The organism is Pseudomonas sp. ENNP23 (genome assembly GCF_001728945.1).
Lineage (GTDB): Bacteria > Pseudomonadota > Gammaproteobacteria > Pseudomonadales > Pseudomonadaceae > Metapseudomonas > Metapseudomonas otitidis.
On record NZ_LYSP01000015.1, the window covers coordinates 92,701 to 110,918 of the forward strand.

Here is an 18,218-nt window from a genome sequence, read left to right on the forward strand (position 1 = left end):
AGAATGGCAGCCAGGGTCAAGCGACCGGCCGGGGCCAACCCTCTAATACCCCCAGGCACCCATGCCGCTGCCACCCTGTGGTCCGCCGCGAGCGGGCCCCCAATAACAAGAAACCCTGTGCCGGAGTACCACGACCGTGAAAACCCTTCCGCTGCTGATAGGGCTGCCCTTTCTGCTTTCCAGCCTGCCGGGCGTCGCCGCCAATGCCCCCGGCCCCGCCCGTGTCGATGCCCAGCGCCTGCTCCAGGCCGACCGCGAGCCGGGCAACTGGATGAGCCACGGCCGCACCTACGACGAACAGCGCTTCAGCCCGCTGGACCAGGTCAACGCCGGCAACGTCGGCCAGCTCGGCCTGGCCTGGACCACCAAGCTGGAGCTGGACTTCGGCGTCGAAGCCACCCCCATCGTGGTCGACGGCGTGATGTACACCACCAGCGCCTTCAGCGTGGTCTACGCCCTCGACGCCACCACCGGCGCCGTACTGTGGAAGTACGACCCCCAGGTGCCGCCGGAGAACCTCGGCCAGGGCTGCTGCGGCCCGGTCAACCGGGGCGTGGCGGTGTGGAACGGCAAGGTCTACGTCGGCAGCTTCGACGGCCGGCTGATCGCCCTCGACGCCGCCACCGGCAAGCCGGTGTGGAGCGTCGACACCATCCTCGACCGCAGCAAGAGCTACTCCATCACCGGCGCCCCGCGCATCGTCAAGGGCAAGGTGCTGATCGGCAACGGCGGCGCCGAGTTCGGCGTGCGCGGCTATGTCACCGCCTACGACGCCGAGACCGGCCAGGAGGCCTGGCGCTTCTACACCGTCCCCGGCGACCCCAAGCTCCCCCCCGAGAACAAGGCCATGGCCATGGCACTGAAGACCTGGGACGGCGACGGCTGGGTCAAGTGGGGCGGCGGCGGCACCGTGTGGGACTCCATGGCCTACGACCCCGAGCTGGACCTGCTCTACATCGGCACCGGCAACGGCTCGCCTTGGAACTACCAGTTCCGCAGCAACGGCAAGGGCGACAACCTGTTCGTCTCCTCCATCGTCGCCCTGCGCCCGGACAGCGGCGAGTACGTCTGGCACTACCAGGTCACCCCCCAGGACCGCTGGGACTACACCGCCACCCAGCACATGATCCTCGCCGACCTGAAGATCGACGGGCAGCCGCGCAAGGTGCTGATGCAGGCGCCGAAGAACGGCTTCTTCTACGTGCTCGACCGCACCAACGGCACGCTGCTCTCGGCCCGCAACTACGTCCCGGTGAACTGGGCCAGCGGCATCGACCTCGCCACCGGGCGGCCCATCCTCACCGGCGCCGCCGACTACAGCCAGGAGCCCAAGGTGGTGCAGCCCAGCTTCCTCGGCGGGCACAACTGGCACCCCATGTCCTTCAACCCCGTCACCGGCTACGTCTACATCCCTGCCCAGCACACGCTGGCCGAGCTGAAGGCGGCCAAGGAGCCGATGTTCCTGCCCAACAAATCGGTGGTGAACTTCGGCCTCGACGTGCCCAGCCTGCCGGAAGACCCCAAGGTGCTGGAGCAGATCCGCAACGCCTGGACCGGCGAACTGATCGCCTGGGACCCGGTGCGCCAGGCCCCGGCCTGGTCCCACCCCTACGCCGGCGCGGGTAACGGCGGCACCCTCAGCACCGCCGGCAACCTGGTGTTCCAGGGCACCGCCGATGGCCGCGTGGTGGCCTACAGCGCCGACAATGGCGACACCCTCTGGGAGCGCCGCGCCAACTCCGGCGTCATGGCCGGCCCGGTCACCTACAGCGTCAACGGCGAGCAGTACGTCGCCTTCTCCGTGGGCTGGGGCGGCATCATCCCGCGCCTCACCGGCCCGCTGACCAACAAGAGCAAGGTGCGTGCCGAAGCCCGGGTCATCGCCTTCAAGCTGGGCGCCAAGGGCGAACTGCCGCCCCCGCGCGAAGCCCCGGTGTTCCCCAACGCCGACCTGCAACTGAACGCCACGCCCGCGCAACTGGCCCAGGCCCGCGACCTGTTCAACGGCCTGTGCGCCGGCTGCCACGGCCTCAACGCCATCAGCGGCGGCGAAGTCCCGGACCTGCGCTACCTCACCGCCGACAAGCACGCCGCCTTCCCCGCCTACCTCAGCGGCGCGCTGATACGGCGCGGCATGCCCAACTTCTCCGACATCCTCAAGCCCGAGGACATGGAGCTGATCCGCCAGTACCTGATCAAGCGCACCCACGACCTCCAGGCCGAGCTGAAACAGGCCAACGCCACCCGCTGACCCCACCGCCGCCTCCCAGACGACGCCCACCCGGGCGCCGTCCGGGCGCAGCCATGCCCGAAAACAACAAGAGAGACCCGCCATGCCCACACGCCACGCCCTCACCCTCGCCACCGGCCTGCTGCTGGCCGCCCCCTTCGCCCAGGCCGACGTCAAGCCCGATGCCGGCGACTACACCGCCCTGCCCAAAGGCACCGACGTGGTGGTGCTCTACCAGCAGAACCCACGGGGCGACGAGGTCTATTCCGGCGGCCACAAGGTGGCCGACAACCTCGACCTGGACATGACCGTCGGCGTGCTCAGGCTGATCCACTTCACCGACTTCTTCGGCACCGGCTACACCTGGGACCCGCAGATCGTCATCCCCTTCGGCACCCAAGAGGTGGGCGCCAGCGACACCCGCACCTCGGGCCTCGGCGACATCACCTTCGGCGGCACCCTGTGGACCATTGGCGACCTGGCGCGCAACGAGCACCTGGGCTGGTCGGTGTTCGTCACCGCCCCCACCGGCAGCGACAAGAACGACGGCTTCGCCCTCAGCAACAACCGCTGGGCGGTGGACTTCCAGGTCGGCTACATCAAGGGCCTCACCGAGCGCATCAGCTGGGACGTCATCGCCGAAACCGAGTTCTACGGCGACCAGCGCAGCACCGATGCCAAAAAGGACCCGCTGATCCAGCTGCACAACCACCTGCGCTACAACTTCACCCCCGACACCTACGCCGCCCTCACCTACCGGCACAACTGGGGCGGCCGAGAAACCCTCGACGGCCAGACCCTGGCCACCAGCCGCGACAACGGCACCGTTGGCGTCTCGCTGGCCACCATGGTCAACAAGCAGCTGCAGCTGATGGGCCAGGTGATGCACGACACCCAGGTGCGCGAGGGCGTGAAGATCGACAACTCCCTGCAATTCCGCCTCGCCTACTTCTATTGACCCCCACCACCTCCTACCAAAGGCCCAGGGCCCGTGCCGTGCATCCCCCGGCACAGGCCCCTATGATCGGCACAGCCCGAGCCCGACATAAGAACGACACGCCATGAAGCCCGCCGCCCTGACCCTGTCCCTGCTCGCCGCCTCCAGCCCGCTGCTGGCCGAGGAGGTCGCCGAACTGGACCCGCTGGAGATCACCGCCTCGCGCACCCGCACCGACTGGCTCACGGCCCCGGTCGCCGTCAGCGCCGTGGAGACCGCCAACCGCCCCGGTGAGCAGAGCCTGACCCTCGACACCCAGCTCGCCCAGGTGCCCGGCACCTACGTGCAGAGCCGCTACAACTTCGCCCAGGGCATGCGTATCGCCATCCGAGGCTTCGGCGCCCGTTCCAGCTTCGGCGTGCGCGGCGTGCGGGTGCTGGTGGACGGCGTGCCGCTGACCATGCCCGACGGCCAGACCGAAATGGACGGCGTCGACACCGCCCTGGTGGAAAGCCTCGAAGTGATCCGCGGTCCGGCCGCCAGCAGCTACGGCAACGCCGCCGGCGGCGTGCTGGCCATCCGCACCCGCGAGCCGGGGGAAACGCCCTTCAGCCAACTGGATGTCAGCGCCGGCGGCCTCGGCTACCACCGCGTGCGCGCCGAGACCAGCGGCAGCGTCGACAACCTCGGCGGCCTGCTGGCCTTCAACAGCACCCAACTGGACGGCTACCGCGACCACGGCCGCGCCGAAGCCAACAGCTTCACCGGCAAGCTCGCCTGGCAGGCCGAGGCCGGCCGCCTCGGGCTCAGCCTCAGCGCCCTGGACAACCGCTCCGAAGACCCCGGCGCCCTGACCCGCGCCGAAGTCCGCGCCGACCGCAGCCAGGCGCGGGCCCAGAGCCTGCGCTTCAACTCCGACGAACGCATCCGCCAGCAACGCCTGGCACTGACCTGGGAAGGCCAGGCCGCCGGCGACGACAGCTACCTGCTGCGCAGCTGGGTTGGCAGCCGCCAGTTCGGCAACCGCCTGCCCCTGCAGAACAACGGCCAGACCCGCTACGACCGCCTGTTCAGCGGCCTTGGCGCCCAGTACACCCACCACGCCGAATGGTTCGGCCTGCCCCAGCAGCTCACCGGCGGCCTCGACCTGGAAGCCCAGCGTGACGACCGCGACCGCCACAACAACCTCGACGGCCGCACCGGCGCCCTGACCCTGGAGCAACGGGAACAGGCGCGCAGCCAGGGCCTGTTCCTGGAAGACGCGATCCAGCTCGGCGAACGCTGGCAAGCCACCCTCGGGCTGCGCCGCGACAGCGTGAAGCTGGAGGTGGACGACCGCTTCCTCGGCAACGGCGACGACTCCAGTGCCCGCACCTACAGCGACTGGAACCGCAGCCTGGGTCTGAGCTACCGGCTGGACGCGCACCACGTGCTCTACGCGCGCTACGCCACCTCCTTCGAAACGCCCACCGCCAACGAACTGGCCAACCCGGCCGGCGGCGGCTTCAACCCCGCACTCGGCCCGGCCCAGGCCACCAACCGCGAAGTGGGCCTGAAAGGGGAATGGAACGACCTGCGCTACGAAGCGGCGCTCTACCGCATCGACCTGGACGACGAACTGGTGCCCTACGGCAGCGGCATCACCTACTACGCCAACGCCGGCAAGTCCCGCCGCGACGGCCTGGAACTGAGCCTGGACTGGCGCTTCGACCCGCACTGGCGCCTGGCCGCCGCCTACAGCTACAACGACTACCGCTTCATCGAGTTCAAGAGCGGCAACGCCGACCATGGCGACAACGCCATCCCCGGCATCCCGCGCCAGTCGCTGTTCGCCGAAGTGGCCTACGAATGGGACGGCGGCTACGCCCGCCTCAACAGCGTCACCCAGGACCGGCTCTACGCCGAGAACGCCAACGACGTGCGGGTCGGCGGCTACACCCTGGTCAACGCCCGCCTCGGCACCCGCCTGGAATGGAACGGCCAGGCCCTGGAGCCCTACCTGGGCATCGACAACCTGTTCGGCCGGGACTACTACGACAACATCCGCATCAACGACGGCAACGCCCGCTACTTCGAGCCCGGCCCCGGCCGCGTCATCTATGCCGGCGCCAGCCTGAACTTCTGAAGGGCGCTTCTAAAAACGCCCCGTATCGTCATCGCCTAGGTGGTCAGAGCGACTCTCCATTCCCTGTATCCACCGGGTGCCCTGGCCCTCTCCCGGAAGGGAGAAGGGAGCAAACCCGAAGCGCACTGTGGAGCCATGCCGGACTCAGAGATTGAGGCAGGGAATCTGCCACTTCAGGAGGCCGAGCGCAGTCGTTGCGCAGGGGGACGAGCGGCATGGATGCCGCGAGAGGCGCGCCAGGCCATGGATGGCCCATCGCGCCGGCCCCCGTAGCGGCGACGGAGCGAGGGAAGTCCCGCGAAGCGGGACCCGGATGCAGGGGCGAGCCCTTTTGGTTACTTTTCTGGGCGATTGAGAAAAGTGACTCGCCTGGGAAGGCGAAACAGGTGACATCAGCAGCACTCGATAGTCAGCAACGCGCTTTCGGGACACAGCCTTTGAGAGGCTCACAAGATGCCTTACTCCGGCACCTCCACGCTGACGTGGATGGCATCGTGGCGCCAGAACTCCAGGTCGCAGTCGATCAGCCGACCGTGCTGGTCGCGGTTGATGCGGGTGATCTTCAGCGCCGGGCTGCCGGCCGTCACCTTCAGGTGGGTGGCGGCCTCCGGGTGCAGTGCGGTGGGCACCATGTCGAAGCGCACCCGCCCGTAGCGGATGGCGTATTCGCTGGCGTACAGCTCGGTGAGCGAGCGGGTCAGGTCGAATTCGATGATGCCGGGGAAGTACGCCGGGTTCAGGTAGTGCTCCACGTACAGCACCAGCCGCCCATCCACCCGGCGGGCCCGGCGGATCTGGTAGACGCTGGACAGCGCCGGCAGCTCCAGCAGCTCGCAGATCTCCACGCTGGCCGGGATCAGCCGCGCCCCCAGCACCTCCGTCGCCGGCACCCGCCCCTGCTCGGCCACCATCGCGTGGAAGTGGCTGCGCACCAGCGGGTTGTAGGCCAGCCGTGGCGGCGAAACGAACCAGCCGCGGCGCTCCTCGCGGTAGATCAGCCCCTGGGCCTCCAGTTGCCCCAGCGCCTCGCGCAGGGTGATGCGGGTGGTGTCGAACAGCTCGCTGAGCCGGCGCTCGGCCGGCAGCTTGCCACCCAGGGGCAACAAGCCGTGCTTGATCTGCTCCTGCAGTGCATGGCAGATGGCGGTTACGGTACGGGGCGCCTCATCGCGCATCGAAAGACTCCAATCTGGAATAGACCAGCACCATAAAAGTGCGGCGCCGGCAGGGTCGTCGTCATCCTAGGCAGCCTGCATGACCGTTCCGTGACACCACCTCGCACTTGCATGGCCCATGCCAGGAGCATAGCCCCAGCCCGCGCGCCATCGACCTTGTAGCCATGGTCTACGCTTGCTCTCGCCGCGACAGCAGGCGAGGTCGCGGCGTGCCGTGAAATAAAACCGTCATCCGGGGCCATTAGATTGGCCTGGGTCTTGCTGATCTAGACCAACAACACAACCCCGCTAAGGAGCTGCATATGAAACGCCTGCTGCTGGCTTCACTGATTGGAACGACCCTGGCCATGAGCAACCTGGCCATGGCTGACGACGCTGCCCTGAAGACCCTCGAAGAAGCCGCCCGCAAGGAAGGCACCGTGAACAGCGTGGGCATGCCCGATAGCTGGGCCAACTGGAAAGACACCTGGGTCGACCTGGAGAAGAAGTACGGCCTCAAGCACATGGACACCGACATGAGCTCGGCGCAGGAAATCGCCAAGTTCGCCGCCGAGAAGGAAAACGCCACCGCCGACATCGGCGACGTCGGCGCCGCCTTCGGCCCCATCGCCAAGGAGCAGGGTGTTACCCAACCCTACAAGCCCAGCACCTGGGACCAGATCCCCGCCTGGGCCAAGGATGCCGACGGCCACTGGGCCCTCGCCTACACCGGCTCCATCGCCTTCATCGTCAACAAGCAACTGGTCAAGGATGTGCCCACGTCCTGGGCGGACCTGAAGAAGGGCACGTACAAGGTCGCCATCGGTGACGTCAGCGCCGCCGCCCAGGCGGTGAACGGCGTGCTGGCCGCCGCCATCGCCAACGGCGGAGACGAGAAGAACATCCAGCCGGGCCTGGAATTCTTCGCCGAGATCGCCAAGCAGAAGCGCCTGTCGCTGTCCAACCCGACCATCCAGACCCTGGAGAAGGGCGAGGTGGAAGTGGGCATCGTCTGGGACTTCAACGGCCTCTCCTACCGTGACCAGATCGACCCCAGCCGCTTCGAGGTGCTGATCCCCTCCGACGGTTCGGTGATCTCCGGCTACACCACCATCATCAACAAGTACGCCAAGAACCCGAACGCCGCGAAGCTGGCCCGCGAGTACATCTTCAGTGACGCCGGCCAGATCAACCTGGCCAAGGGCAACGCCCGCCCGATCCGCGCCGAGCACCTGACCCTGCCGGCCGAGGTGCAGGCCAAGCTGCTGCCCAACGAGCAGTACGCCAAGGTCCAGCCGATCAAGGACCCCAAAGCCTGGGAAGCCACCTCGAAGGCCCTGCCGCAGCAATGGCAGGAGCAGGTCATCATCGAGATGGAATAAGCCCGGTCGCCCGCCCCGGTGCGCCATGCGCGCCGGGGCCGGGCCCCGCTTGAGGCAGTCAGAATGAAGAGAAAAGCCGTCCTCGTCCTGCTCGACGGGCTGAACCACCCTGTGGCCAGCCACGCCATGGGCCACCTGCTCGCCTGGTGCGCCGCCGATCGGGCCGCGCTGTACCGCCTGGAATGCGAGCTGCCGGCGCTGTCACGCCCACTCTACGAATGCATCCTCACCGGCGTGCCGCCCATCGACAGCGGCATCGTCCACAACGACGTCTCGCGCCTGTCCCGCGAGCGCAGCCTGTTCCACATCGCCCGCGACGCCGGGCTCAGCACCGCCGCCGCGGCCTACCACTGGTTCAGCGAGCTTTACAACCGCTCGCCCTTCGACCCGGCCCGCGACCGCCACACCGAGGCCCCCGAGCTGCCCATCCAGTACGGGCACTTCTACTGGGCCGACCACTACCCCGATGCGCACCTGTTCGCCGACGCCGAGCACCTGCGCCTGCGCCACAGCCCCGACGTGCTGCTGGTGCACCCGATGAACATCGACGATGCCGGCCACAGGCACGGCCTGGACAGCGCCCAGTACCGCAACGCCGCGCGCATGGCCGACGTCATCCTCGCCGAGTACCTGCAGCGCTGGGTGGATGCCGGCTACCAGGTGATGGTCACCGCCGACCACGGCATGAACGTCGACCGCTCCCACAACGGAACCCTGCCGGAGGAGCGCGAAGTGCCGCTGTTCGTCATCGGCGACGCCTTCAGCCTCGACCCGACCGCCCGCCCGCTGCAGACCGAACTCTGCGGCACACTCTGCGAGCTGCTCGGCATCCCCCACGACAAACCCTTCTGCCGGGAGCTGTTGAAGTGAATTCAGCCAACCGCGGCAAATGGCTGGCGCTCCTGTGCCTGCTGCCCTTCGCCGTCTTCTTCGTGGTCTTCCAGATCGCCCCACTGGCCTGGGTGGCCATCAACAGCCTGAACAGCCCCGAAGGCTGGGGCCTGGGCAACTACGCCAAGGTGTTCAGCTCCAAGTTCTACCTGCAGGCCATCAAGCACAGCCTGGAGATCGCCTTCTGGTCGAGCCTGTTCGGCATCGTCATCGCCGTGTTCGGCAGCTACTCGCTGCGCCAGGTGGACAGCCGCCTGCGTGACTTCGTCATGGCCTTCTCCAACATGACCAGCAACTTCGCCGGAGTGCCGCTGGCGTTCGCCTTCATCATCCTGCTGGGCTTCAACGGCGCGCTGACCCTGCTGCTCAAGCAGAGCGGGCTGATCGAGGACTTCAACCTCTACTCCAAGACCGGCCTGATCGTGCTCTACACCTACTTCCAGATTCCCCTGGGGGTGCTGCTGCTCTACCCCGCCTTCGACGCCCTGCGCCAGGACTGGCGCGAGTCGGCGGCGCTGCTGGGCGCCGGCACCTGGCACTTCTGGCGCTACATCGGCCTGCCGGTGCTGACCCCGGCGCTGCTGGGCACCTTCATCATCCTGCTGGCCAACGCCCTGGGCGCCTACGCCACGGTGTACGCGCTGACCACTGGCAACTTCAACGTGCTGCCGATCCGCATCGCCGCCATGGTGGCCGGCGACATCGCCCTCAACCCGACACTGGCCAGCGCCCTGGCCATGGTGCTGGTGGGCCTGATGGCGCTGATCACCGTCGTCCACCAGTGGCTGTTGAAGAGGAGCTACCATGTCGCGCGCTGAAACCCGGGCCGCCGGCCTCTACCACCGCCTGGTGGTCTGGGTGCTGTTCCTGATCCTGCTGCTGCCGCTGGCCGGCACCCTGCTCTATTCGCTGTCCACCAGTTGGTCGGCGACCATCCTGCCGGACGGGCTGACCTTCAAGTGGTACCTGGCGCTGTGGAGCGATGCCCGCTTCCTCGCCGCCTTCGGCCAGTCGCTGCTGGTGTGCTTCGGCGCCCTGGCGCTGTCGGTGGTGCTGATCCTGCCGCTGCTGTTCGTGGTGCACTACCACTTCCCCAAGCTGGACGCGCTGATGAACATCCTCATCCTGCTGCCCTTCGCGGTGCCGCCTGTGGTGTCTTCGGTGGGCCTGCTGCAGCTCTACGGCTCGGGCCCGCTGGCGATGATCGGCACGCCGTGGATTCTCATCGGCTGCTACTTCACCGTGGCCCTGCCCTTCATGTACCGGGCCATCACCAACAACCTCCAGGCGATCAACCTGCGCGACCTGATGGACGCCGCCCACCTGCTCGGCGCCAGCACCTGGCAGGCCGCCTTCCTGGTGGTGCTGCCGAACCTGCGCAAGGGCCTGATGGTGTCGCTGTTCCTGTCGTTCTCCTTCCTCTTCGGCGAGTTCGTCTTCGCCAACCTGCTGGTGGGCACCCGCTACGAGACCCTGCAGGTGTACCTGAACAACATGCGCAACAGCAGTGGCCACTTCAACAGCGCCCTGGTGATCTCCTACTTCCTCTTCGTGCTGCTGGGCACCTGGGCAGCCAACCGTCTGAACAAGGACAAGGCATGAGCTTTCTCTCGATCCGCGGCCTGCACAAACGCTACGGCCAGACCACCATCTTCACCGACATCGATTGCGAGATCGGCAAGGGTGAGTTCGTCACCCTCCTCGGCCCCTCGGGCTGCGGCAAATCGACCCTGCTGCGCTGCATCGCCGGCCTCACCGAGGTGGACGGCGGGCAGATCCTGCTGGACGGCCAGGACCTGGTGCCGCTGTCGCCGCAGAAGCGCGGCATCGGCATGGTGTTCCAGAGCTACGCCCTGTTCCCCAACATGACCGCCGCGCAGAACGTCGCCTTCGGCCTGCGCATGCAGAAGGTCGGCAAGGACGACAGCGCCCGCCGCGTGCAGGAAGCCCTGGCCATGGTGGAGCTGGACCAGCACGCCGAGCGCTACCCCCACCAGCTTTCCGGCGGCCAGTGCCAGCGCGTGGCCCTGGCCCGCTCCCTGGTGACCCGCCCGCGCCTGCTGCTGCTGGACGAGCCGCTCTCGGCCCTCGACGCACGCATCCGCAAGCACCTGCGCGAGCAGATCCGCAGCATCCAGCAGGAGCTGGGGCTGACCACCATCTTCGTCACCCACGACCAGGAGGAGGCGCTGACCCTGTCCGACCGCATCTTCCTGATGAACGCCGGGCGCATCGTCCAGAGCGGCGACGCCGAGACCCTCTACACCGCGCCGGTGGACGCCTTCGCCGCCGGCTTCATCGGCAACTACAACCTGCTGGAGGCCGAAGCCGCCAGCCGCCTGCTGCAACGGCCGGTCAGCGCCCGCGTGGCGATCCGACCGGAGGCCATCGCCCTGGGCGAAGGCGGCATCGAGGCCGAAGTGCGCAGCCACAGCCTGCTGGGCAACGTGATCCGCTACCGGGTCCAGGCCCAGGGCGTGGAGCTGCTGGTGGACGTACTCAACCGCTCCGCCGACGACCTGCACCCGGTGGGCCGGCGCATCGGCCTGCGCATCGACGCGGACGCTGTCCGGGAGGTGGCGTGATGGCCCTGGCGATCTTCGACCTCGACGACACCCTGATCGACGGCGACTGCGCCAGCCTGTGGAGCGCACACATGGCCGACCTCGGCTGGGTCGACCGCGACTCCTTCCTGGCCAAAGACCATGAGCTGATGACCCTCTACGCCGAGGGCAAGCTGGCCATGGAGGACTACATGGCCTTCAGCCTCTCGCCCCTGGTGGGCCGCACCGCCGAGGAAGTCGCCTCGGTGGTGGAGCCCTTCGTCGAGGACGTGATCGAGCCGATCATCCACAGCGACGCCATGCGCTGCCTGGCCGGGCACCGCCAGGCCGGCGACCGGCTGCTGATCGTCTCCGCCTCGGCGCACTTCCTGGTCAGCGCCATCGGCGAGCGGCTGGGGGTGGAGGAAGTCCTGGCCATCGACCTGGCCGAAGAACACGGCCACTACAGCGGCAAGACCCGAGGCGTGCTGACCTACCGCGACGGCAAGGTGACCCGCCTGAACGCCTGGCTGGCCGAACACGGCGAGCGCCTGGACGGCGCCTATTTCTACTCCGACTCACGCAACGACCTGCCGCTGCTGGGCATGGTCGACAACCCCCGCGTGGTCAACCCCGACCCGACGCTGCGCGCCCACGCCGAGCAGGCCGGCTGGCCGATCCTGGCCTGGCGCTGAGGCCGCTCAGGGCATGGGGAGGGGTGAAATGCAAACGGAACCTTGGCCAGCCCGTTGCTACGGACCACAACGTAGCGGCTGCAACGCATGGCAAAGACTCAAGGGCGATGGACAGAGTCGAAGTCATCGGCCTTGGGCGTGGCGTGGATGCCCTTGGCTTCCTGGCTGCGGTAGTAGGCCTCGATGCTCAGCGCCGGATCGATCCGGGCCTGGAGGATGCAGGGCTGTTGTTGCCAGGGGTATTTCTGGTTGCGCTTCATCGTCTCGTGTTGACCACGGCCTTGCCAGGCGCGGTAGGGCATCTCGCGCCAGTAACGCGCCTCTCGCTTGCTCTGCCTATCGTGCGCGGCCGTGGTGGGGTCGAGGTGGCGGAACTGTTCGAGCACCGGCAGCTCAGGTAGCGGCTGGCTGATGTCCATATAGCGCTGCAGGCAGTCCCAGAAGGCCAGCGCCTCTTCCGGGGTAAGGCCCAGCGGATGCATCTTGCCACCGAGAAATAGCTCGCAATCGGCATAACGGTGATGCAACCACAGCGCCATGCCGCCACTGCCATGGGGCCCGGGGCGAAACTCCATGGTGGTGTCGAACTCATAGAAAGGTGCCACGAACGGCTTACGAAAGCGCCGGGCGATGGTCACCATCCCGGTTTGCCGGTTGAACTCGCTGCCGTCGTATTTGAAGAGGCGCAAATACAGATCCAGCAAAAAATCGAAGCCGACTACGCCCATAAAGACGGAGAAAGCCATGACTCCGCAAAACAAAAATAGATCGGTACCGTAGCTGGACGTACTGTAAGTCAATAACGCGCTAAGCAGAGCCGTCGTCAAGCCCGTACCGACTTGAATTAAGTACGCCTTCAGGCTCTTCTCCCAATAGAGCCAGCCGCTAAGGCCGATCATCAGAAAAGCAAATAGCCCTAAAAGAGAATGGGGCAGCAATGTTTTCGGCAGCAAGACCATGGTTGCAAATGCCCAAAAAAACCAAGGCGCCACAAATAAAGCGCAATACTTTAAGAACGGTAACAATATAAGCAGCTTATTAAAGTTCTCGAACCGCCAACGCTGTTGATCACAATACAGTTCAGTCTCTCCCGTGCGCTCGACAAAGGTCTGCTCCTTGGCCTGCAGTTGGATATCGACCAGTTGCCAGGGCTGCAAGTTGGCATAGTGGCCCCAACGCAACTGGGTGCGGCGCAGGTTGCTGCGGTTGGCATCCTGCCGCCATTTATGCGGCGGCTGGGTGGGGATAGCGCTGGAGTCGTAGGCGCTGGCTGTGTAAGGGCTTGGTTCTATCACGGAGGTGTTCATTTCAACCCCTGTGGATGTTGTCGAAGTCATCGGCCTTGGGTGTGGCGTGGATGCCCTTGGCTTCCTGGCTGCGGTAATAGGCCTCGATGCTCAGCGCCGGGTCGATCCGGGCCTGGAGGATGCAGGGCTGTTGTTGCCAGGGGTATTTCTGGTTGCGCTTCATCGTCTCGTGTTGACCACGGCCTTGCCAGGCGCGGTAGGGCATCTCGCGCCAGTAACGCGCCTCTCGCTTGCTCTGCCGGTCGTGCGCGGCCGTGATGGGGTCGAGGTGGCGGAACTGTTCGAGCACCGGCAGTTCAGGTAGCGGCTGGCTGATGTCCATATAGCGCTGCAGGCAGTCCCAGAAGGCCAGCGCCTCTTCCGGGGTAAGGCCCAGCGGATGCATCTTGCCACCGAGAAATAGCTCGCAGTCGGCATAACGGTGATGCATCCACAGCGCCATGCCGCCACTGCCATGAGGCCCAGGGCGAAACTCCATGGTGGTGTCGAACTCATAGAAAGGTGCCACGAACGGCTTACGAAAACGCCGGGCGATGGTCACCATCCCCGTTTGCCGGTTGAACTCGCTGCCATCGTATTTGAAGAGGCGCAAATACAGATCCAGCAAAAAATCGAAGCCGACTACACCCATAAAAATGGAGAAAGCCATGATTCCGCAAAACCAAAATATATCAGCGCCGTAGCTGGTCGCATGATAAGTAAATACTGCGCCAAGCAGAGCCGTAGCGAAACCAATGCCTACCTGAATCAAATAAGCTTTTAAACTTCTCTCCCAATAGAGCCAGCCGCTGATTCCGATCATAACTAGTCCCGGGATCACTACCAGAGAAGCCACAGTCAGCGATCTACTTATTGCCTCCGACAATGCAACGCCAACCACCATGACCCAAAAAATCCACGGCGCCACAAACAAAGCACAATATTTTAGGAATGGTAACAATATAAGCAGCCTATTAAAATTCTCAAACCGCCATCGCTGTTGATCGCAATACAGCTCAGTCTCTCCCGTGCGCTCGACAAAGGTCTGCTCCTTGGCCTGCAGTTGGATATCGACCAGTTGCCAGGGCTGCAAGTTGGCATAGTGGCCCCAACGTAATTGGGTGCGGCGCAGGTTGCTGCGGTTGGCATCCTCCCGCCATTTATGTGGCGGCTGGGTGGGAATATCGCTGGAGTTGTAGGCGCTGGCCGTATATGGGTTTGGCTCTATTACGGGGACGTTCATAGTTTTTCGTAGTCGCTCTGTTCGATCAGCCAATAGGGCGCGTCATCCATCACTTGATCCTCCTTGGGCAGCAGCGCTGGATTGAACGCCGCCCACTGGCGCGGGCTTGGCTGCGGCAAGACCAGGTCGTCATACGTCGGGAAAGGATCGCCTACTCGGCACGCTTGATGGCTGAGGCGAAACTGGGCGCGCACCTTGAGTGCGTATTGGCTGGCGGCCAAGGGGTTGAAGGCCGGCGGGTGCTGATAGGGCAGTACATAAAGCACGCGAGTGCCGTCCAGCACCACGGCCCCGAGTTTTTCCCGCGCAATGACCTTGGCTGGCCTGGGCTGCCAACCGCTGTAATGACCACGCTCCAGCTTGAGCTCGGACGCCAGCAGGATAAAACCCTGGCCGCTGGGGTAGTGGCTCAGCAGGCCGGACTGCAACTCGACGGCCCAGTCCAGCGGGTCAAGGTCGTTTTTACCCTCGGCTGCCGCTGCCCGCAGCTTCGCCTGATCCTCTACGGAGGCGCTTCTATACCATTTGCCCAAGCGCTCGATGCGTACCTGGGGTTGGCCGATAGCGCCGAGCAGTTGCTGATAGGCGACCCTGGGGTCGTTCATATGGGGCAGGCGCTGTTCCTTGCCAAATGGGCCGTGCTTGATCGCCTGATCGATAGCGCCATCGGCCAATAGCGCCGCTGCAACCGCGCCGCCCAGCAGCAACAAAATACCCGCGCCCAATACCCAGGGGCTGCCTAGTAAGCCAACCGTGTAGAGCGCCCACATAGCAGCGCCGGAGGCGGCGATGGCATTGGCGGCCGCGACATCCTTATCACCTTGGTCGAAAGCACGCTTGGCGTCCCAGGCAAATAGCAAGGCGGTTACCGCCATGGCCGCCCCGGAGCCAATTCTCGAAGCACTGAGCCAGGTACTCCCCCCCGTGCGCTTACTGAGGTTGCTGGCCCAGCGTTCCGATATCCGCGAAACATCAATGCGGCCCTTTTCCCAGAGTGCATACCAGGGTGAGCGGACGCCTGAGTCCGCGATGATTTTTAGCGCGACGTTGTTTGAGGCAAGAAAAAGATCTGCAGATGCAGAAACGTAGCCAACGGTAAACCTCGCGAAATCTGTTTCCATTAGCGCCTTGGCCCCCACCGTATTGACGTGCAGGTTGTAAGCCGCCATCAGTGTGGCAAAGAGCGGCAAGGCCGACGACTTGGCCATTTGCCCGGCACGGCCCAGGTTGGCGGCGCCGAGCCGCCAACTGTTCAACTCCTGCACCAGCGGATCGTCAGCAGGAACCGCCACGACCCTAAGGTGGCCCAGGTCCTTGCTGGCGAAGTGGTTGGCGTCTGCCAGCTTGGCGCTGGTGGTGGCCAGTACCCTGCCGCTGCGGGCCTGCAGGTTGGCATACAGGTAGTTCTCTCGGGTCAGAGTGGTGCGCTCGCTGGGCATCAAGCCAAAGCTGAAGCCACCGCCATGCACCCCAAGCACCACCATGTTCCGGGCCAGGGCTTCACCCTGGGTGAGGTACTGGATCGTCGCGGCCTGACGATGCAGCTTGCCCAGCAGGCCAAGTGTTGGTGCAAACGCACGCTGCATATCGAGCTGGACGGTGGCGGCACTGGTGCGCAACTGCCTGAGTGCGAGTACCACCGACTGGCTCACGTGGTTCAACCACTCGTCCACCGCCAGGGCGATGTTCTGTGCAACGTACTGGTAATTGACCGCGCCTTGACTCTCCAGCCCGGCGAACATGGCCAGGCTGCTGATGCCCAGCTTTTCCGCATCAACCGCCTGCTTGGTTGCAGCCAGCTTGGCCAGGCGCTTGGCCAACTCGGGCAATGCTCCACTCTGGTCAGCCAGGGCTGCACGGGTAAGCGGATGGCTGGCCTGCACCAGTTGCCTGATCAGGCGCTCCACCGCTTGAGCCAGTTCTCTACTTTCCACTTCGGTGCTGCGCGCATCGCTGGCCTGGGGCAGGCGACTGAGCGTTTTCAGCATGTCGATCAGCAGGCTGTAGGGCTCCAGCAAGCGTTCATCGCTGCTGTAGATCCAGTCATTCCATACCGCGACCAATTTGCTCTGCGATAACGCCAGCACGCGCGTGAGCTGGCGATGGATGCACTCGCGTGCAGACTTGCGCTCGGCATGCAGCATGGTCTTTTCAAACGGGGCCCTATCGATCTGGTCGCGCAAGTCGGCCAATGGCGCGTTACTTCGCATCGCCCAGTGATGCAGCACTTCGGCGTAACGACCAAAAGGCTGGTACGGCACCAAGGCGTTGTAGGTCTGCAAGGCTTCGGTTGCCAGGCGCGACTGCTCCACCGCATGGCGCAGCTCGAACACCGGGTCATCCAACATGAAGCCGACCAGTTTGGGATAACCGCGCAAGTTCTTTTCTGCGAGAACATCCTTGCCTGCGGGTAGCGCAGGTGGCGCAGCCGGAGCGGTTTCCCCCATGTGCCCTGCAAGCGCTTGCTGCTGCTTGTGCAGCACGACAATCAACTCTTGGGGATCAAGCGTGGACATGGCCGGAGTGAAAGCCGCCGGGTCACGCAACGCACATTCGATATGCAGGTCACGTGGCCTGAGCCCCTCAGCCTGCTTATCGATCACGACAATCGGCATCGCCTGGGTCGGCCGCCATTGTTCACCGCCCACAACCGCTGCCGACCAAGCCGGGCCGACCATCTGGCAACGACTCTTCACTCGGCCGCTGTTGGCCTCCAACCAAGCGATGTATTCCCAGGTCCAGGCCATTTCGCTATAGGCCATGGCGTATTGATTGCCGACAAAACGGCCCTTCAACAGCATCGGCACCAGCGTCAGCCCCAGGGGCTTGCCTACTGGCGCTCGCTTGTCAGTTGGCTTGCCTTGCGCTGCTTGCTTGCGCCAATGGGCCACATCGATATCAGCCAGGTTGCCTTGGCCATCGCAGGCCAGTTCGCGCCACAGCTTGCCGTTCTGGAACACATAGATATGGCCCGGCCGGGGTAATGCACCTTTGGGTGGCTCATGGGGTTTTTCGTAACCCGGAAGACGCGCCATGGGCACCACGGCCAGGAAGGTATTCTGCTGAATCTCGGGCTCTTCCTGGTGGCTGCGCATATCCAGCTCGACAGGAATCTGCAGCATCCCACCATCGGTGCGTTCAATATTCAGCGCCAACCGAGCACGGCGTGCGTTGTCGTAGTCCGTGCGTTTGCGAGTGCCCTGTTCGATGGGCTGATCCTTTAGCTCACTCATGCGTCACCTTCCGGGTCGAGCAGTTGTACTTGGCCACCGAAGGTGGGGTCGCCCCACACATCAACGATCAGTTGCTGCGGGCCTTGCTTGCGTTCCTGAAGCGGGTTGGCTTCGGCCTTGCCCAGGCGGCCCGGGGGCGGCGCGGTGTCGGCAGGGCGAGGGCGTAACGGCGGTAACGGGACGGCGGGCGTCGGCGCAGAGGGTCCGCCGCCGGAGTTGATCTTGATGCTGGGCCCACTGAGGGTGACGCCACTGGCGTCGAGCTTCACGAAGCTGCCGCCGGCCTTGAAGGTCACTTCGCTGCCAGCCTCCAGCACCACCTTGAGGCCGGTGGACAAGTGGATCTCCTGCCCCGCTTCGATGAACTGCCCGCTGCCCAGTTGGATGTGCTGCTCGTTGCCGATGGTGAGGTGGTCATCCTGCTTCAGTTCGGTCTTGCGGTCCTTGTGCAGGGTGTGGTGCTCCTCGCCGTGGAACTCGCTGTAGACGCTGCCCTCCA

13 protein-coding genes and 1 pseudogene are annotated in these 18,218 nt (G+C 65.0%); 9 read left to right on the forward strand and 5 right to left on the reverse strand.

All coding sequences use genetic code 11. The annotated features are described in order from the left end of the window. Positions 1-136 precede the first annotated feature (136 nt). The 3 genes from A9G05_RS10965 to A9G05_RS10975 all read left to right on the forward strand — a co-directional run bounded on the left by A9G05_RS10965 (position 137) and on the right by A9G05_RS10975 (position 5,292). Positions 137-2,251, forward strand: a complete 2,115-nt coding sequence (locus tag A9G05_RS10965) for a PQQ-dependent dehydrogenase, methanol/ethanol family (protein WP_069561000.1) — start codon at positions 137-139, stop codon at positions 2,249-2,251. A gap of 82 nt (positions 2,252-2,333) precedes the next feature. Next, positions 2,334-3,188: a transporter gene (locus A9G05_RS10970; RefSeq protein ID WP_069561001.1), complete on the forward strand. Its 855-nt coding sequence runs from the start codon at positions 2,334-2,336 to the stop codon at positions 3,186-3,188. A 103-nt stretch (positions 3,189-3,291) separates the two neighbouring features. Next, a complete protein-coding gene (locus A9G05_RS10975) occupies positions 3,292-5,292 on the forward strand; it encodes a TonB-dependent receptor (RefSeq protein ID WP_069561002.1) in 2,001 nt (666 codons plus the stop codon). Positions 5,293-5,750: 458 nt separating this feature from the next. On the opposite strand, the gene A9G05_RS10980 is transcribed toward A9G05_RS10975, so the two are convergent. Then, entirely contained in the window at positions 5,751-6,467 is a 717-nt protein-coding gene (locus A9G05_RS10980; RefSeq protein ID WP_069561003.1) for a UTRA domain-containing protein, read from the reverse strand. A gap of 302 nt (positions 6,468-6,769) precedes the next feature. Between A9G05_RS10980 and A9G05_RS10985 the strand changes: the two genes are divergently transcribed. From A9G05_RS10985 to A9G05_RS11010, 6 genes are all read left to right on the forward strand, one after another. Next, entirely contained in the window at positions 6,770-7,828 is a 1,059-nt protein-coding gene (locus A9G05_RS10985; RefSeq protein WP_069561004.1) for an ABC transporter substrate-binding protein, read from the forward strand. Positions 7,829-7,891: 63 nt separating this feature from the next. Further along, on the forward strand, positions 7,892-8,698 hold the full coding sequence (locus tag A9G05_RS10990) for an alkaline phosphatase family protein (RefSeq protein WP_069561005.1): 807 nt from the start codon (positions 7,892-7,894) through the stop codon (positions 8,696-8,698). Beyond that, positions 8,695-9,537: an ABC transporter permease subunit gene (locus A9G05_RS10995; protein WP_069561006.1), complete on the forward strand. Its 843-nt coding sequence runs from the start codon at positions 8,695-8,697 to the stop codon at positions 9,535-9,537. Before A9G05_RS10990 ends, A9G05_RS10995 begins: the two co-directional genes overlap by 4 nt. Beyond that, positions 9,524-10,321 (forward strand): ABC transporter permease, encoded by a 798-nt coding sequence (locus A9G05_RS11000; RefSeq protein WP_069561007.1) that lies wholly within the window; start codon positions 9,524-9,526, stop codon positions 10,319-10,321. Before A9G05_RS10995 ends, A9G05_RS11000 begins: the two co-directional genes overlap by 14 nt. Then, complete coding sequence (locus tag A9G05_RS11005; protein WP_069561008.1) at positions 10,318-11,304, forward strand: ABC transporter ATP-binding protein; 987 nt, start codon at positions 10,318-10,320, stop codon at positions 11,302-11,304. The genes A9G05_RS11000 and A9G05_RS11005 overlap by 4 nt, the downstream gene beginning before the upstream one ends. Beyond that, entirely contained in the window at positions 11,304-11,957 is a 654-nt protein-coding gene (locus A9G05_RS11010) for an HAD family phosphatase (protein WP_069561009.1), read from the forward strand. The genes A9G05_RS11005 and A9G05_RS11010 overlap by 1 nt, the downstream gene beginning before the upstream one ends. Positions 11,958-12,055: 98 nt before the next feature. Here the strand turns inward: A9G05_RS11010 and A9G05_RS28080 are convergent, their stop codons facing one another. From A9G05_RS28080 to A9G05_RS11030, 4 genes and pseudogenes are all read right to left on the reverse strand, one after another. Next, complete coding sequence (locus A9G05_RS28080; RefSeq protein WP_256548359.1) at positions 12,056-13,264, reverse strand: hypothetical protein; 1,209 nt, start codon at positions 13,262-13,264, stop codon at positions 12,056-12,058. Position 13,265: 1 nt separating this feature from the next. Beyond that, on the reverse strand, positions 13,266-14,486 hold the full coding sequence (locus A9G05_RS28085; protein WP_256548360.1) for a hypothetical protein: 1,221 nt from the start codon (positions 14,484-14,486) through the stop codon (positions 13,266-13,268). Further along, entirely contained in the window at positions 14,483-17,719 is a 3,237-nt protein-coding gene (locus tag A9G05_RS11025) for a hypothetical protein (protein WP_069561010.1), read from the reverse strand. Before A9G05_RS11025 ends, A9G05_RS28085 begins: the two co-directional genes overlap by 4 nt. After that, positions 17,716-18,218, reverse strand: a pseudogene (locus A9G05_RS11030) (type VI secretion system tip protein VgrG); the annotation flags it as partial. The gene A9G05_RS11025 and the pseudogene A9G05_RS11030, both read right to left, overlap by 4 nt.

What these genes read in the sequence shown, in the direction of transcription:
- A9G05_RS10970 (WP_069561001.1), top strand. Translation starts at nt 2,334, where the DNA reads ATGCCCACACGCCACGCCCTCACCCTCGCCACCGGCCTGCTGCTGGCC.
- A9G05_RS28080 (WP_256548359.1), bottom strand. Translation starts at nt 13,264, where the DNA reads ATGAACACCTCCGTGATAGAACCAAGCCCTTACACAGCCAGCGCCTAC.
- A9G05_RS11000 (WP_069561007.1), top strand. Translation starts at nt 9,524, where the DNA reads ATGTCGCGCGCTGAAACCCGGGCCGCCGGCCTCTACCACCGCCTGGTG.
- A9G05_RS28085 (WP_256548360.1), bottom strand. Translation starts at nt 14,486, where the DNA reads ATGAACGTCCCCGTAATAGAGCCAAACCCATATACGGCCAGCGCCTAC.
- A9G05_RS10975 (WP_069561002.1), top strand. Translation starts at nt 3,292, where the DNA reads ATGAAGCCCGCCGCCCTGACCCTGTCCCTGCTCGCCGCCTCCAGCCCG.
- A9G05_RS10985 (WP_069561004.1), top strand. Translation starts at nt 6,770, where the DNA reads ATGAAACGCCTGCTGCTGGCTTCACTGATTGGAACGACCCTGGCCATG.
- A9G05_RS11005 (WP_069561008.1), top strand. Translation starts at nt 10,318, where the DNA reads ATGAGCTTTCTCTCGATCCGCGGCCTGCACAAACGCTACGGCCAGACC.
- A9G05_RS11010 (WP_069561009.1), top strand. Translation starts at nt 11,304, where the DNA reads ATGGCCCTGGCGATCTTCGACCTCGACGACACCCTGATCGACGGCGAC.
- A9G05_RS11025 (WP_069561010.1), bottom strand. Translation starts at nt 17,719, where the DNA reads ATGAGTGAGCTAAAGGATCAGCCCATCGAACAGGGCACTCGCAAACGC.
- A9G05_RS10990 (WP_069561005.1), top strand. Translation starts at nt 7,892, where the DNA reads ATGAAGAGAAAAGCCGTCCTCGTCCTGCTCGACGGGCTGAACCACCCT.
- A9G05_RS10980 (WP_069561003.1), bottom strand. Translation starts at nt 6,467, where the DNA reads ATGCGCGATGAGGCGCCCCGTACCGTAACCGCCATCTGCCATGCACTG.